We start from the raw sequence: 13652 nt of genomic DNA, 5'->3' as shown, positions 1-13652 counted from the left end.
TAAAAATGTTTTTTATTGTTTGTAGTTGGTTGATACCAACATTCCATCTTTCATTTTTACTTCTTCGGCGGCAAGCAGATGGTTTAGCATCTGCCGCATCTTGTCGGTCGGGGCTTTGAAGGCCGTGAGTTCGGTCATGCTGTGCATCTTTCCGTCGCTCACGAGGTTCACGGCAAACTGTCTGAATCTTTCGTAGTCGTCTTCCTTCAGACTCTGCGAGCGTTTCTTTAGGCAGACATCGCATTTTCCACATTCGTGCTCGTTCTTCTCTCCAAAGTAGAGTAGGAGCATACGGCTTCGGCAACTTGTCTCGCTCTCGCAGTAATCAACCATCGCGTTTATGCGCTCTTCGTAAGCCTCTTTCCGTTTTTCGTAAACGCTTTGCGGAATTTTCATTCTTTCCGTTTCTGTGCGGTTGGCGGTGTACGAAAGCAGCGGCGTGCGCTTGCGCGGAATGTAATGAATTATACCCTGACGACTGAGCGCGGCGAGGATGTGATACACATCGTCGGAGGTGTAGCCGATGGAGTGGGCGATGAGGCTCTCGTCGATGTTAACATAGTCGGCAAACAGTCCGCCGTAGCATCTAAGCAGACTTTGCGTCACGGCCGATGTTCTTTCGTCTTGTTCTTTTATGCGGTACAGTTCGTCGCGCCTGATTATGAACATCACTCTCGACGCATATTCCTGTTCCTCTACATATTCAATGTATCCGGCGCGAGTAAGTATTTTTAGCGCGTTGTGGCACGGCACGGGGAAGAGGTTGTTTATTGCGCAGAATTTTCCGAAGTCGAAGTTGAACGTCGTGCCCATTCCCGAATCAATCCCGACCTGAAAGAAATACGCAATCTTGTCGTACACCTTATATATGTATTCTTTGTCGGGAAACGTGTCGGGTATTCTTTTCTTCAGTTTTGCCTTGTCAGTTTTGCCGTAAAGCAGAACGGCGTAGGCTTTCTTGCCGTCTCGTCCGGCGCGTCCTGCCTCCTGAAAGTAAGCCTCGGGCGAGTCGGGAAGGTCGAGATGTATCACGATGCGCACATCGGGCTTGTCAATTCCCATTCCGAAGGCATTTGTGGCAACCATCACCCTCGATTCGTTGTTCTGCCATTTGTGCTGACGGGCGTCCTTCTCGCTGTTCATCAGTCCGGCGTGATAGTTTTCGGCTGTTATGCCGTTATCGTTCAGAAGTTTTGCTGTCTCGCCCGTGCCTTTGCGATTTCGGGTGTAGACTATCGCGCTTCCGGCAACGCTGTTCAATATGTGGATTAGTTCGCTTTCCTTGTCCTCGGTCTTGCGCACGATGTAGGCCAGATTGTCTCGCTCGAAACTCATCTTGAATACGTTGTGCTCCCTGAATTTCAGCCTGTTCTGAATGTCCTCGACAACCTGTGGAGTGGCGGTTGCTGTAAGGGCAAGAACCGGCGCGTCGGGAATGATGTCCCTTATTTCGGCAATCTTCAGGTACGACGGTCTGAAATCATAGCCCCACTGCGAGATGCAATGTGACTCGTCTACCGCGATGAAGCTGACTTTTATTCGCTTTATCTTCGAGAGGAAAATCTGCGTAGAAAGGCGTTCGGGTGAGATGTACAGAAACTTGAAACTTCCCAGAATGCAGTTCTCCAGTGCAATTACAATCTCCCTCTGCGTCATACCAGAGTATATGGCTGTGGCTTGAATTCCGCGCTTCTTCAGATTCTCCACTTGGTCTTTCATCAGTGCGATGAGCGGAGTTATTACGAGGCACACGCCGTCTTGCGCAAGGGCAGGCACTTGAAACGTGATACTCTTTCCGCCGCCGGTTGGCATAAGTCCGAGAGTATCTTTGCCAGAGGCAATGCTGTCGATTATGCTTCGCTGAATACCCCTGAAATCGTCGTATCCCCAGTATTTTCTGAGGATATCCCTAAACCTGTCCATTTATGTCTGATTGTTCTCTGGCTGATGCCGGGCGGATGTCTTCAATCTGAAGCTGTATTTCGCCGCGCTTGTGAGAATTTTCTTCTATGGTGTAGCAGATGTCGAACGACTGCTTAGTCTTAATGTATCTGGCTTGCGAACTTTGTCCGAAGGCTATTCCGTTCATCACGTTGTTCGATTTGTTGTCTACGAGTTCGAGTTTTATGTGTTCCTGTTCCCTGCCCACAACCTTGCTCGTTCCGTAGTCGTAAACCTGCTGGGTGCAGAATACCGGTTTTGTGTTGTCTGGGCCGTATGGCTGAAAACGCTTCAAATCGTTGTGGAACTTGTTCGTTATGTCCTTGAAGTTTATTGTCGCGTCAATCTTCAGCGTCGGCTTTGTCTGTTCGTCGGTAATGTGCTCCGTAACGTATGCCTCGAACCGCGACGAGAATTCCTTTATGTTCTCAGCCTTCATCGACAAGCCGGCGGCGTATGTGTGTCCGCCGAAGTTTTCAAGAAGGTCGCGGCAACTTTCAATCGCGCTGTAAACGTCGAATCCCGAAACCGAGCGAGCCGAGCCTATCGCCATGTCGCCCTCGTATGTCAGTACTACTGCCGGGCGGAAGTATATTTCGGTAAGCCTTGAAGCCACTATTCCGATGATGCCCTTGTGCCAGTCTTCGTTGTAGATTACGATTGAGCGTTTTTCCTTCAGGTAATCGGTATTCTTGACAATTTCGTTAGCCTGTTCGGTCATCGCTTTGTCAAGGTCCTTTCGCTGCTCGTTATATTCGTTTATGTGATTAGCCTTATCGAGAGCCGCGGCATAGTCTTTCTCAACCAGAAGGTCTACGGCTTCCTTGCCGTTCTGTATTCGTCCCGAGGCGTTTATTCTTGGTCCGACCTTGAAGATTATGTCGCTAATCGTGACGTCTTTTTCAGACAATCCGCACACATTCAGAATGGCTTGCATACCGATGCTCGGATTTGCGTTTATCTGGCGCAGACCGTGATAGGCAAGTATTCTGTTTTCTCCCATAATAGGAACGATATCCGAGGCAATGCTTACTGCACATAGGTCGAGGAGCGGTATGAGTTGCGAGAACTCTATTCCGTTGCTAATCGAGAATGCCTGCATAAGCTTGAAGCCCACACCGCATCCCGACAGATGCTCGTATGGGTACGTATTGTCCTTACGCTTGGCGTTCAGGATTGCCACCGCCGGAGGCAGTTCGTCATCCGGGACGTGGTGGTCGCAGATGATGAAATCGATGCCTTTTTCCTTGGCATATGTAATTTCCTCGATTGCCTTTATGCCGCAATCAAGAATGATAATCAGCTTCACATCTGTTTCGGCTGCGTAGTCAACTCCCTTTTTCGACAATCCGTATCCCTCTTCGTATCTGTCGGGAATGTAATAGTCTATGTTAGAGTAGAACTGTTGCAGGAAACGGTAAACAAGAGCTACTGCCGTAACGCCGTCCACATCGTAGTCGCCGTAAATCATTATGCGTTCCTTGCGTCCCATGGCTTCGTTCAGCCTGTCAACTGCCACGTCCATGTCGTTCATCAGGAACGGGTCGTGAAGTTCGTTGAGTTGCGGGTGAAAGAACTTCTTTGCTTCGGTTGCCGAGTTGATTCCGCGGTTTACGAGTAGCTGTGCTAATACCGGACTGATGTTTATGTCCTTAGCGAGTTCGTTTGCCTCTTCTATGTCATTATGTGTTGGAGTCTGATATTCCCATTTGTATATCATTTAAGTTTTGTTTTTTTACTTTGCCCCAAAGATAAGAAAAAAAATAAAACAAAGCCACCTTTCTGCAATAAAATTGCAAAGAGGTGGCTTCTGAAAAAGTGTGAAATATCTTACTTCAGACCAAGTTTTTTAGCGATATCCTTAGGAATTGCATTCTTGTTTACAAGGAAATCCATTGTCTTGTACTTGACGAAAGTCTTTGATACATACCAGATTCCGTTGTACTTTCCGTGCTTTCCCCATGAGTTCTTAACCATGTAGTATTCCTTGCCGTTCTGGTCTTTTGCGATACCGTAAATCTGCATACCGTGGTCGTCGGTTGTCTCCCAGTTGTCGTATGCTTCCTGACGCATTTCCTGAGTAACCTCGATTTCTGGGAGTGGACGAGAGGTAAGTTCCTTGCGCTTTGCCTGCTTGTCCATGCCTGTCCAGCGTGCTGCGTCTGTGCCTGTAAGGTCTGCGCCGCGCTTAACGTCTGGGCAAACGCCGATACCGTCTCTTGTAAATCCGTCTTCGCTTACGTCAGTTCCCCATGCGATTGTGTAGCCAAGCTTCAGGGCATTGTCGATGATTGCCATCATGTCGTCCATCGGAACGTTGTATGATGCGTCCCAACGCCAGTTGTCCTCAACCTCAACAACAAACTTCTCGTAGAATGGGTGATGAGTGTATGAAGTTATTGACACATAGTCGTCCATGTTCAGACCGAGGCTCTTAGCGAAGCTCTGTGGAGTGTACTTCTTGCCTTTGTAAGTGAACTCTTCAGGACATTCGCCCATATATGTGTCGTAGATGCTGCGGAAAGCCTTCTTCCATAGCGGAGTAAGCTTCTTCTGCTTGCCCTTTGCGATAGCCTGAACAACTGCTGATGCGATGTTTGTAACCTCGCCGTTGTTTGGAAGTGAGTCGCCCTGAAGTGTTCCCATGCCCGGCATTGCCTCCTGAGGGATGATTCCGTAGTGCTTCCAGCAGTAAGCCACGTCGTATGCGCTACCGCCCTGTGCAAATGATACGTCGCCGTGAGTGCGGACTGCCTTCTCGGCGCGGTCTTCCATTGTCTTGTGAACAACGAATGCCTCGCTCAAGTCCCATTCGCCCTTGCCTGCCTTCAAAAGCTCTGATTCGAAGAAACTAAGGGTTGAGTAGCACCAGCAAGTACCGCTCTGATTCTGGTTCTTGATAGATGTAATTGGAATTTCCTTAACCGTTGTGAATTTGAAACCAGTAGTGTCTTTTTTTGCTTCGTCTTGTGCGTGTGCGCTTGTTCCTGCAATCAACATTGCAAGAGTTGCGCCTGTGAGTAATTTGTTCATATAATTTAATTACGTTATTAATTATTGATCATGAATGATTCTACCTCTTCTGATGTGAGCGGAATACGCTCGTTGCCAATAATCTGGCATCCGCTGTCGGTTATTATTATGTCGTCTTCGAGACGAATTCCTCCGAAGTCCTTGTACTGTTCAACCTTGTCGTAGTTGATGAAATCGGTGTGCAGACCTTTTGCTCTGAACTGGTCGATGAGCGCAGGAATGAAGTAGCAGCCCGGCTCGTCGGTTACGACAAAGCCTTTCTGAAGACGGCGGCCAAGGCGCAGACAGTTTGTTCCAAACTGAGTGCTTGGCTGAACCTCATCGTCAAATCCTACGTATTTCTGTCCTAATCCTTCCATGTCGTGAACGTCCATACCCATCATGTGTCCCAGTCCGTGAGGCATGAAGAGTGCGTGTGCTCCGGCAGCCACGGCATCGTCGATATTGCCTTTCATCAGACCGAGGTCTTTCAGACCGCCGGCAAGAATCTTGCAGACTTCAAGATGAACGTCGAGCCATTTGATTCCCGGCTTTGCGATAGCCAAGGCATGGTCGTGGCATTTCACCACAATGTCGTATATTTCTTTCTGCCTTGTTGAAAATTTTCCGCCAACAGGGCAGGTTCGGGTGTTGTCCGAGCAATAGTTAGAATGAGTCTCGCCGCCGGCATCGACAAGCATCAGCCTTCCGCTTTCGAGTGTGTTTAGATGGCTGTGGTTGTGCATTATCTCGCCGTGCTGAGTAAGAATTGTCTCGAAGCTCACGTCGCATCCGTTAGCCACGGCAATGCCTTCGAGTAGACCGGCAATGTGCTGTTCCTCGACTCCCGGCTTGCAACTTGCGATGGCTGTTGTGTGCATCAGATAGCCGATGTGTGCAGCTTTTTCGAGTTCGGCAATTTCTTCGGGTTGCTTTATCGAGCGCATCTTAACTACCGCTTTTATCAATTCAACCGAATGTTGAGCCTTTGCATCTGCCACGCTTATTCCAAGCCACTCGGCAATCTGCAATGCCTGCTCGGCTCTGTAAACCGGAAGGTAATGGATTGCTCGACCGCTCTTCTGTGCCGAGTCGATGAGGCTTGCCATCTGCTTTATCGAACCGCTTCTTGCAATTCCAACCTGCATGGCAAGAGCCGCAACGTTATCAACCGGACCGTACCAGATGAGGTCGTCGATGTCGATATCGTTTCCGAAGAGATATTCCTTGTCGTTGTCTATGTCTATAACGCCAACAAGTCCGTCTCTCTGCTGTCCGAAGTAGTAGAGGAATGAGCTGTCCTGACGGTATTTGAATGTATTGTCGGGATAGTTTCTCGATGCTTCAAGATTTCCTAAGATAAGAATTATGCCGCTTCCGACTTCTTTTTTTAGAGTCTCGCGGCGTTTAATGTAGATATCTTTATTGAACATGTTTACGTATTTAACTCAACCCTTGTTATACATGCGCAAAAATAGACAAAATTTGCAATATACCAACATTTTGCTGAATAAAATATGAATTTTTATTACCGAATGTATCGCAAATCCTAATATTTTCTGAATTTTAGTTCTTTTTCTCCCACTTCGAGAACCATCTGTTTTGATGTCAGACTTTTGATGTTGAGCGTTGCCTCGCCCAACTCGTTTGCGCCGAGAAGTGAGTTTAAGAACCAACTGCATTTAAGAGCATGTGTCTGATTTTCGTCTCCGAATTCCTTCGCCTCAGAAAATGGCGTGTCTATGTCGTTGAGGGCCGAGTAGGCGTTGTATATCCGCAGAGTGTTGCCGTTGTGCTCAAAACGGGCATAGATGTTATAGTTGGCATATCTGATGTTCAGCAAGTCGAGCTGAACGCTTAGATATGGCTTCCCGTTTTCTGTTATGTCGCTGTAATTCTGGCATTGCCACATTCCGTCGAGGTCGCCGTTCTTGTCAACCTTGTCGCACGAAGTCAGCGACAGAAGTATAGTGATTAGCAGAGTTGCTACGTTCTTCAATCTTTTCATTGTTCAGAATTTTACTTTTTTATTAAACCGCTTTTTCTTATTGTAAGCATAACGCCCGTGTTGTTGCCAAGTTCTTTCCCGTGGTCTGATGCAAACGAGATTGTGCCGCTCCAGCCCTCAAGATTTTCAGGCTTTATGTTCAGTTCTGCCAAGAACGAGTTGTTGTATGTCGGATTGTCGTAAGGAATTGAGTATGTTCCGAGGTTCATTGTGTGGCTGAACAGAATACGGTAGTGAAGCCAGCCGAACGGATTGCCATTTATTCCGATGTGGTGAGCCTTTATTCGGTTGCTCAAGAAATACAGATTTCCGTCGGTTTTGTACGCAGGCGATGTAATCAGTCCGTTGCCTATGCACATTCCGTTGTGCTGCCAGCCTATGTAGTTGCCGTGGTTGTAGTAGTTGTCCTGACCGCTAATCTGGTCGGGAATGTTGGCGGTATGGTCGTGATAGATAGGACCGCTCTGATGAGTCATGTTAAGGAACTCGTAAACGATGTTCGAAACGAATCTGTTCTCAGGCAGAGTTGCCTGAAATCCGTACAGACCGTCCTTCCATCCATATTGTACGAACATCTGCGAGTGATCCTCGAAATAATGGTCGTAATAAGCTTTGACGCCCCATCCGTTGCCGTTGTATTTAAGCGACAAGAGCCATGCTCCCAGTTGGTTTCCGGCAGCGTTGGCATACGTTCCGTCGGTCTGGTCGCTTCCGCCGGGAATGAAGGCATTCCAGTAATCCTTCAGTTTCTCGCCGTACTTTATAGTCTTGTAGCTTGTCGTTGTGTTGTCTTCCGAGCGTCCAACCACGTTGTAAGCCGTTCCGCCAAACTGACAAGCCATTTCAAGTCCGCCCTCAAAGGTGAGTGGGGCAGACTCGTTTCCGATGCGCAGATAGCCTGCTTTGCTGTGATACAGCACGCTCTTTGTGTATCTTCCGTACGGAATGCCGTCCTCGTCTTTGGCTACATTGTCTTTCTGCCATTCATTGTCGTTGAACATTCCGTAGGCAACGTGACCTTTTATGGCAACCATTTCCTTCGTTCCGGGAATATTTAAATATTCAGGAATCTCAAATCGCACTTGCGGAACTGGTCTTGCATTTGTTCCGAGACATAGCGAGCCGCTGCTCAGTTCCTTGTCCTTGAATTCAGATTTACGTTCCTTGATGCCAAGTCCGAGTCTTATCTTTTTGTACTGAGCATCTGCGAAGGCCTGCTGAAGGATCATAGTAGAAGAATGGTTTGCGGCGACAGCGATGTCGAGTCCGTAGCCTATCTTCCAGTCCGAACCGTTGTCTACCGATTCTGTCGGACGCATAAGGCTTGCCCTGATGTATCCGTTGTTCAGTTTGGTGGTTGATAATCCGTATCTGTTGTTTACAAACCACGATGGTGCGGCATCGCCCGAACATGTTGCTCCTGAAAGTTCCACGTTATATTTTGCGCTATCCGAAAGTATGGTCCAGTCTTGTGCCTTTGCACCTCCGAGCAAGGCAAACAAGCAAACGATTGATGTTGATAGTCTTAAATCCATCTGTTTTCTGAATGTTTTTATAAAGAAAAAGGGCGACCCGAAGATAGAAGTCGCCCTTTGTTTAATATTTGCATTTGTTATTTTGCGTAACTTACCGAACGAGTCTCTCTGATTACAGTAATCTTAACCTGTCCCGGATAAGTCATCTCGTTCTGAATCTTAGTTGCAATCTCGCCGCTGAGTTTCTCGGTCTGAACATCGTCAATCTTGTCGGCACCGACAATTACTCTCAGTTCGCGGCCAGCCTGAATAGCGTAAGTCTTTGTAACGCCCGGATAACTCATCGCAAGTTGCTCAAGGTCGTTCAGACGCTTGATGTAAGCCTCTACGATTTCGCGGCGTGCGCCCGGACGAGCACCACTGATGGCATCGCAAACCTGAACGATAGGAGCGAGGAGTGAAGTCATCTCCATCTCATCGTGGTGTGCTCCGATTGCGTTGCAGATATCTGGCTTCTCCTTGAACTTCTCGGCAAGCTTAGCTCCGTATAGTGCGTGTGGCAATTCTGGTTCCTCATCTGGCACCTTTCCGATATCGTGAAGCAATCCTGCGCGCTTAGCCTTCTTAGGGTTCAGACCAAGTTCAGATGCCATTACGGCACAGAGGTTCGCTGTTTCGCGAGCGTGCTGCAAAAGGTTCTGACCGTAGCTTGAACGATATTTCATCTTACCGATTATGCGGATAAGTTCAGGATGCAATCCGTGAATACCAAGGTCGATAGTTGTACGCTTACCAGTCTCGATGATTTCCTCCTCGACCTGCTTCTTAACCTTTGCAACTACCTCTTCGATGCGTGCTGGGTGAATACGGCCGTCGGTTACCAACTGATGAAGTGCAAGACGTGCAATCTCGCGTCTTACGGGGTCGAAGGCTGAAAGAACGATAGCCTCTGGAGTATCGTCTACAACGATTTCTACGCCTGTTGCGGCCTCGAGTGCTCTGATGTTACGGCCTTCGCGACCGATGATTCGACCCTTAACCTCGTCTGAGTCGATATGGAAGACAGTAACGCTGTTCTCGATGGCTGTTTCGGTTGCAACGCGCTGAATGCTCTGGATGACAATTCGCTTAGCCTCGCGGTTAGCAGTCATCTTAGCATCGTCCATTATGTCGTTGATGTAGCTGCTTGCCTGTGTCTTAGCCTCCTCTTTGAGCGATTCGATAAGATGCTCTTTAGCCTCCTCTGCGCTCAGACCGCTAAGAAGTTCGAGTTTTTCAATCTCCTGCTTCTGGAGTTTATCCAGTTCGTCTTTCTTGCGGTCGAGTACTGCCTGCTGGTTTTCAAGGTTTTCCTTAAACTGCTCGTTTTCGTTCTTCTTGCGTGCCAGTTCTTCCTGACGCTGGTTTAGGCTGATTTCCTTCTGCTTCAGTTTGTTTTCTATCTGCTGGATTTTCTGGTTGCGTTGTGCAACTTCTTTTTCCAAGTCAGCCTTTTTGTTCAGGAATTTCTCCTTCACTTCAAGCAGTTTGTTCTTTTTTATCACTTCGGCGTCGGCCTCTGCCTTTTTCATCATCTGCTTGTATTTTGATGTGATGATGTAGCGGAATATGCCGAATCCAATTACCACACCCACAACGAGTGCTATGATTCCAATTAATAAACCGTTCATTATAATCTGTAATGTGTTATATATAAATAATAGCGCACTGCTAATGTTTTGCAACAAATTAGTAGTGCGCGAATTTCCTATTGTATTATAGTCTTCTTGTTTAGCAGATTATCAAGGTCTTTGTTCAGTTCTTGTAGTCTGCCCAAAACTGGCTGCACGTTTTCCTGGTTCTGTGCGTTGAGTACATTTATTGCGAAATTCAGCAGTACCATGCAATACAGTTCGTTTGTCGAATGGTTCTTGAATCTGGCTCTGTACAGTTCCAGTTTATTGTTAATTAGGTTGACAGCGTTCAGATAGAGTTCTTTCTGCGACTCGTTTATCAGCATTGGGAACCTTATGTTGTCAATCTTAAGATCTATATTTATTTTATCTTCATTCATCTCGAAAACGGCTAAACATCTATTAGTGAAATGCATCTGTCGATTTCGCGCACGAGCTTAGTGATTCTTTTCTGAGCGTCTTCCATCTCAGAATCGCTTATTTGAATCATCTTAGCCATCTTAAGGCTTTCGTAATCAGACGCCAGTTGCTCATTTTTTTCTTTGAGTTGCTGTATTGTCTGATCTTTAGATTTAAGGGTGTCGTTTAAACGGTCGTTCTCAGCCTTCAGTGCCTGATATTCCATCATCAGTTGTCTGACACGGCTTTCGAAATCCGCAACGAACTTTCTGTCATCTTCAGTCATGCCGATACCTTAATTGTACGCAAAATTAACACATCAGTTTGACAAATGCAAATAATTTACCGAAAAATTCTTTTCTATCTAAAACTTTTATGTGTTAATCCTCACTTGTCTTTCTTGGTTCTTTTTTAGCGAGAGTAACAACATTGTACACGAATTCCGTCATCCACTCCTCGCTGTAACCCAGTGTGGCTCTGCTTTTTCTGATGCTTGCGCATGTGCGCATAACCTCGAGGTCAGACCAGTCGTTTTTGTTCAGGATGTCGTGTATAGTCTTAGCTGTCATGTTGCGCAGAAGTTTTTTGAACATTCCTGGCATTCTGAACTTCCATTGCATCAGGTTGCCCATCAGCATCATGAGGTCTTGGTTGAAGCCTTGGAAAATGTAGAAATACTTCTGAATGTCGTTCATGTTCTTGCAGTTCTTCTTTATGCTGTTGTCAATTTCCTTGAAGAAGTCGTCGTTGATGCCGTACATCTGCGACATCATCTTCTGGCATGCCTTCTTCTCGGCAATTCCCAGCTTGTTGTTTACTGTCTGAATCTGCAAGGTACGCTTGAAGGTTGCCATGTCGGGCACGAATTTCAGGTTTGTAATGCCCAGATTAGCAGCCATTGCGCTTTGGTAGTACACTCTAATAAGCGTCATGAAGTCTTCCATGCCGCCCACGTTGCCTTCTTGGCTATTGGTATTGCTTTTGTTGAATATTTTTGAAAAAAATCCCATGTTATTTTACTGCTCTTGTATCTAAACTTACTTTTAGAAATGCAAAAGTAATTCATTTATTCCGAAAAAACGATTTTTTTTCGTATGTTTTTAAATGATAAAAATAAATTGTTAAATGAGGTGCTGATATTTCTTTTTTTAATACCTTTGCAATTGGTAAGGCTAATATAGGCAAATCTATGAAACAAACGTTACAGACTTCTTACTTGATAAAGGGATTGGTGATTTGTGTTGATGCGCTGCTTATGCTCGGATTCACAATGGTTGTGTATTATTTTATGACAGGCTTGATTCCGTTTACGGCATATCTGCACTATAAAATGTACATGTTGCTCTCCCTGCTGGCTTTTATTTTCTCCGACTTTATTTTTCCGCCGCTATTGCAGATGCGTAAGGTTAAGCCCGAAAAAATCGTGGTAAACCTTATCTATTTCATCATTGTTTACATGATGCTGCTCATCGCCATGCTGTCTTTTGTCGATGTAAACATGCTGTCGCTGAAGTTCGTCCTCGTTACTTCGTCGATAATATGGCTGCTGCTGGTGGTTTGGCGTCTGTCGTGCCGTGTGCTGGTTAAGAAAATACGTACGCTCGGACGAAATTCGCGCACAATCATCTTTGTGGGCGCAAGTCAGAATATGGTCGATTTGTACAGAGAGATTCTTAACGACCCATCAACAGGATACAAGGTGCTTGGATATATCGACAACGGCAAGAACGACAATCTCGGGTCGCTCCCTTATCTTGGTGATATGTCGGTTTTGTACGATTACCTGACTGAGAATCATACAAACATCGATATGCTGTTCTATGCCAGCACATCGTCGGATGTTGATAATGCGCGCAAGTTGATAAACTTCTGCGACAATCACATTATCCGATTCTATCAGGTACCAAACCTTTACAGTTATTTCCGCCGTGAACTTAAACTGGAACTTATGGGCGACATACCGGTACTGTATGTGCGCGAGGAGCCTCTGCTCAATCCGTTCAACCGCTTTATAAAGCGTTCGTTCGACATCGTAGCGGCTTGTCTGTTTCTGTTCACGATATTCCCATTCGTATATATTATAGTAGGTACGATAATCAAGATTACCTCTCCCGGACCGATTTTCTTCAAGCAGAAGAGAAACGGACTCGACGGAAAGGAGTTCTTCTGCTATAAGTTCAGAAGCATGAAAGTGAACAACGATGCCGACAAGGTTCAGGCTACGAAGAACGACCCTCGAAAGTATCCGTTCGGAAACTTTATGCGTCGCACGAATATCGACGAACTTCCGCAGTTTATCAACGTGCTTAACGGAACTATGTCTATCGTTGGTCCGCGTCCGCACATGGTTAAGCATACCGAGGAGTACGGCGCGCTTATAGACAAGTATATGGTTCGCCACTTGGCTAAGCCGGGAATCACAGGATGGGCTCAGGTTAAGGGCTGCCGAGGAGAGACAAAGGAGCTTTATCAGATGGAAGAGAGAATAGAAAAGGACATCTGGTATGTAGAGAACTGGAGTTTCCTGCTCGATTTGAGAATCATCTTTATGACGGCTTTCAACATGTTCTTTACTAAAGAAGAAAACGCATATTAAAATCCTAAGGTTTAGGTTTTATTAAAGATACAGACTCTCCGCGTGCTTGTTGCTGCGGAGATTTTTTTTGTTTGGGTAAGATGCAAAAAAAGAGGGCTCTCACGAGCCCCCTCTTCCCCATATGTTTTTAAATCAGGTAAATTTTAAGGTAAAAAGATTGAGTTTTGGATAACGTTGCAAATATAAGTTCTTATTTTATAATTTCCAATTTTTAAATTAAAAAAAGATTATATTTTTGTGTATTATAACATTTTTTAACAATTCGGAGTGTAATAAATAACAAGCGACAATTCACAATTGACAATGGACAGTTGACAATTGACAAAGAATAATTCACAATTCATAATTCATAATTCAAAATTGCTTTCATAATTAGAGAAAGTTTAAAATTCTTAGGCAATTCACGATTGACAGCTTAGGAGTCGTAACGAACAATTTCGTCAGAAATTGTTCGTACGTCCAAGGTACGTCCAAGGTACGTCCAAGGTACGTCCAAGGTACGTCCAAGGTACGTCCAAGGTACGTCCAAGGTACGTCCAAGGTACGTC

The 13652-nt window shown here is 45.9% G+C and carries 11 protein-coding genes; 1 reads left to right on the top strand and 10 read right to left on the bottom strand.

Translation table 11 applies throughout. The features are described from left to right. Nucleotides 1-12: 12 nt before the first annotated feature. The 10 genes from T538_RS0106560 to T538_RS0106515 all read right to left on the bottom strand — a co-directional run bounded on the left by T538_RS0106560 (nt 13) and on the right by T538_RS0106515 (nt 11518). Entirely contained in the window at nt 13-1923 is a 1911-nt protein-coding gene (locus T538_RS0106560) for a RecQ family ATP-dependent DNA helicase (RefSeq protein WP_031532824.1), read from the bottom strand. Then, entirely contained in the window at nt 1910-3661 is a 1752-nt protein-coding gene (recJ, locus tag T538_RS0106555; RefSeq protein ID WP_031532825.1) for a single-stranded-DNA-specific exonuclease RecJ, read from the bottom strand. Before recJ ends, T538_RS0106560 begins: the two co-directional genes overlap by 14 nt. Before the next feature lie 110 nt (nt 3662-3771). Next, complete coding sequence (locus T538_RS0106550) at nt 3772-4974, bottom strand: C1 family peptidase (RefSeq protein WP_031532826.1); 1203 nt, start codon at nt 4972-4974, stop codon at nt 3772-3774. 17 nt (nt 4975-4991) lie between these two features. Further along, the gene (locus T538_RS0106545) at nt 4992-6386 is read right to left on the bottom strand and encodes an aminopeptidase P family protein (protein ID WP_031532827.1); all 1395 of its coding nucleotides are present in this window, start codon (nt 6384-6386) and stop codon (nt 4992-4994) included. 116 nt (nt 6387-6502) lie between these two features. After that, nucleotides 6503-6961, bottom strand: coding sequence for a lipocalin-like domain-containing protein (locus T538_RS0106540; protein WP_031532828.1), 459 nt, complete (start codon nt 6959-6961; stop codon nt 6503-6505). Nucleotides 6962-6972: 11 nt separating this feature from the next. After that, nucleotides 6973-8496: a capsule assembly Wzi family protein gene (locus T538_RS0106535; RefSeq protein WP_034538926.1), complete on the bottom strand. Its 1524-nt coding sequence runs from the start codon at nt 8494-8496 to the stop codon at nt 6973-6975. Nucleotides 8497-8573: 77 nt separating this feature from the next. Beyond that, complete coding sequence (gene rny, locus T538_RS0106530) at nt 8574-10106, bottom strand: ribonuclease Y (protein ID WP_031532830.1); 1533 nt, start codon at nt 10104-10106, stop codon at nt 8574-8576. 77 nt (nt 10107-10183) lie between these two features. Next, nucleotides 10184-10489: a cell division protein ZapA gene (locus tag T538_RS0106525; RefSeq protein ID WP_031532831.1), complete on the bottom strand. Its 306-nt coding sequence runs from the start codon at nt 10487-10489 to the stop codon at nt 10184-10186. Nucleotides 10490-10500: 11 nt separating this feature from the next. Next, nucleotides 10501-10794 carry a hypothetical protein gene (locus tag T538_RS0106520; RefSeq protein WP_031532832.1) on the bottom strand — a complete coding sequence of 98 codons (294 nt, stop codon included), beginning with the start codon at nt 10792-10794 and terminating at the stop codon, nt 10501-10503. Nucleotides 10795-10888: 94 nt separating this feature from the next. Further along, nucleotides 10889-11518: a hypothetical protein gene (locus T538_RS0106515; RefSeq protein ID WP_031532833.1), complete on the bottom strand. Its 630-nt coding sequence runs from the start codon at nt 11516-11518 to the stop codon at nt 10889-10891. Nucleotides 11519-11697: 179 nt separating this feature from the next. Here T538_RS0106515 and T538_RS0106510 point away from each other — a divergent pair, with 179 nt between their 5' ends. Further along, complete coding sequence (locus T538_RS0106510) at nt 11698-13104, top strand: undecaprenyl-phosphate glucose phosphotransferase (protein ID WP_031532834.1); 1407 nt, start codon at nt 11698-11700, stop codon at nt 13102-13104. The last annotated feature ends 548 nt before the right edge of the window (nt 13105-13652 follow it).

Origin of the sequence: Bacteroides sp. Ga6A2, assembly GCF_000702225.1 — a bacterium.
In the GTDB taxonomy this organism is placed as follows: Bacteria; Bacteroidota; Bacteroidia; order Bacteroidales; family Bacteroidaceae; genus Ga6A1.
Note: the sequence above shows the minus strand (reverse complement) of the source record. Positions and strands in the feature narration are given on the sequence as shown.

Bases quoted from the DNA above. Each gene is read 5' to 3' on its own strand.
- T538_RS0106525 (WP_031532831.1), bottom strand. From the start codon at position 10,489: ATGAATGAAGATAAAATAAATATAGATCTTAAGATTGACAACATAAGG.
- rny (WP_031532830.1), bottom strand. From the start codon at position 10,106: ATGAACGGTTTATTAATTGGAATCATAGCACTCGTTGTGGGTGTGGTA.
- T538_RS0106520 (WP_031532832.1), bottom strand. From the start codon at position 10,794: ATGACTGAAGATGACAGAAAGTTCGTTGCGGATTTCGAAAGCCGTGTC.
- T538_RS0106550 (WP_031532826.1), bottom strand. From the start codon at position 4,974: ATGAACAAATTACTCACAGGCGCAACTCTTGCAATGTTGATTGCAGGA.
- T538_RS0106510 (WP_031532834.1), top strand. From the start codon at position 11,698: ATGAAACAAACGTTACAGACTTCTTACTTGATAAAGGGATTGGTGATT.
- T538_RS0106545 (WP_031532827.1), bottom strand. From the start codon at position 6,386: ATGTTCAATAAAGATATCTACATTAAACGCCGCGAGACTCTAAAAAAA.
- T538_RS0106515 (WP_031532833.1), bottom strand. From the start codon at position 11,518: ATGGGATTTTTTTCAAAAATATTCAACAAAAGCAATACCAATAGCCAA.
- T538_RS0106535 (WP_034538926.1), bottom strand. From the start codon at position 8,496: ATGGATTTAAGACTATCAACATCAATCGTTTGCTTGTTTGCCTTGCTC.
- recJ (WP_031532825.1), bottom strand. From the start codon at position 3,661: ATGATATACAAATGGGAATATCAGACTCCAACACATAATGACATAGAA.
- T538_RS0106540 (WP_031532828.1), bottom strand. From the start codon at position 6,961: ATGAAAAGATTGAAGAACGTAGCAACTCTGCTAATCACTATACTTCTG.
- T538_RS0106560 (WP_031532824.1), bottom strand. From the start codon at position 1,923: ATGGACAGGTTTAGGGATATCCTCAGAAAATACTGGGGATACGACGAT.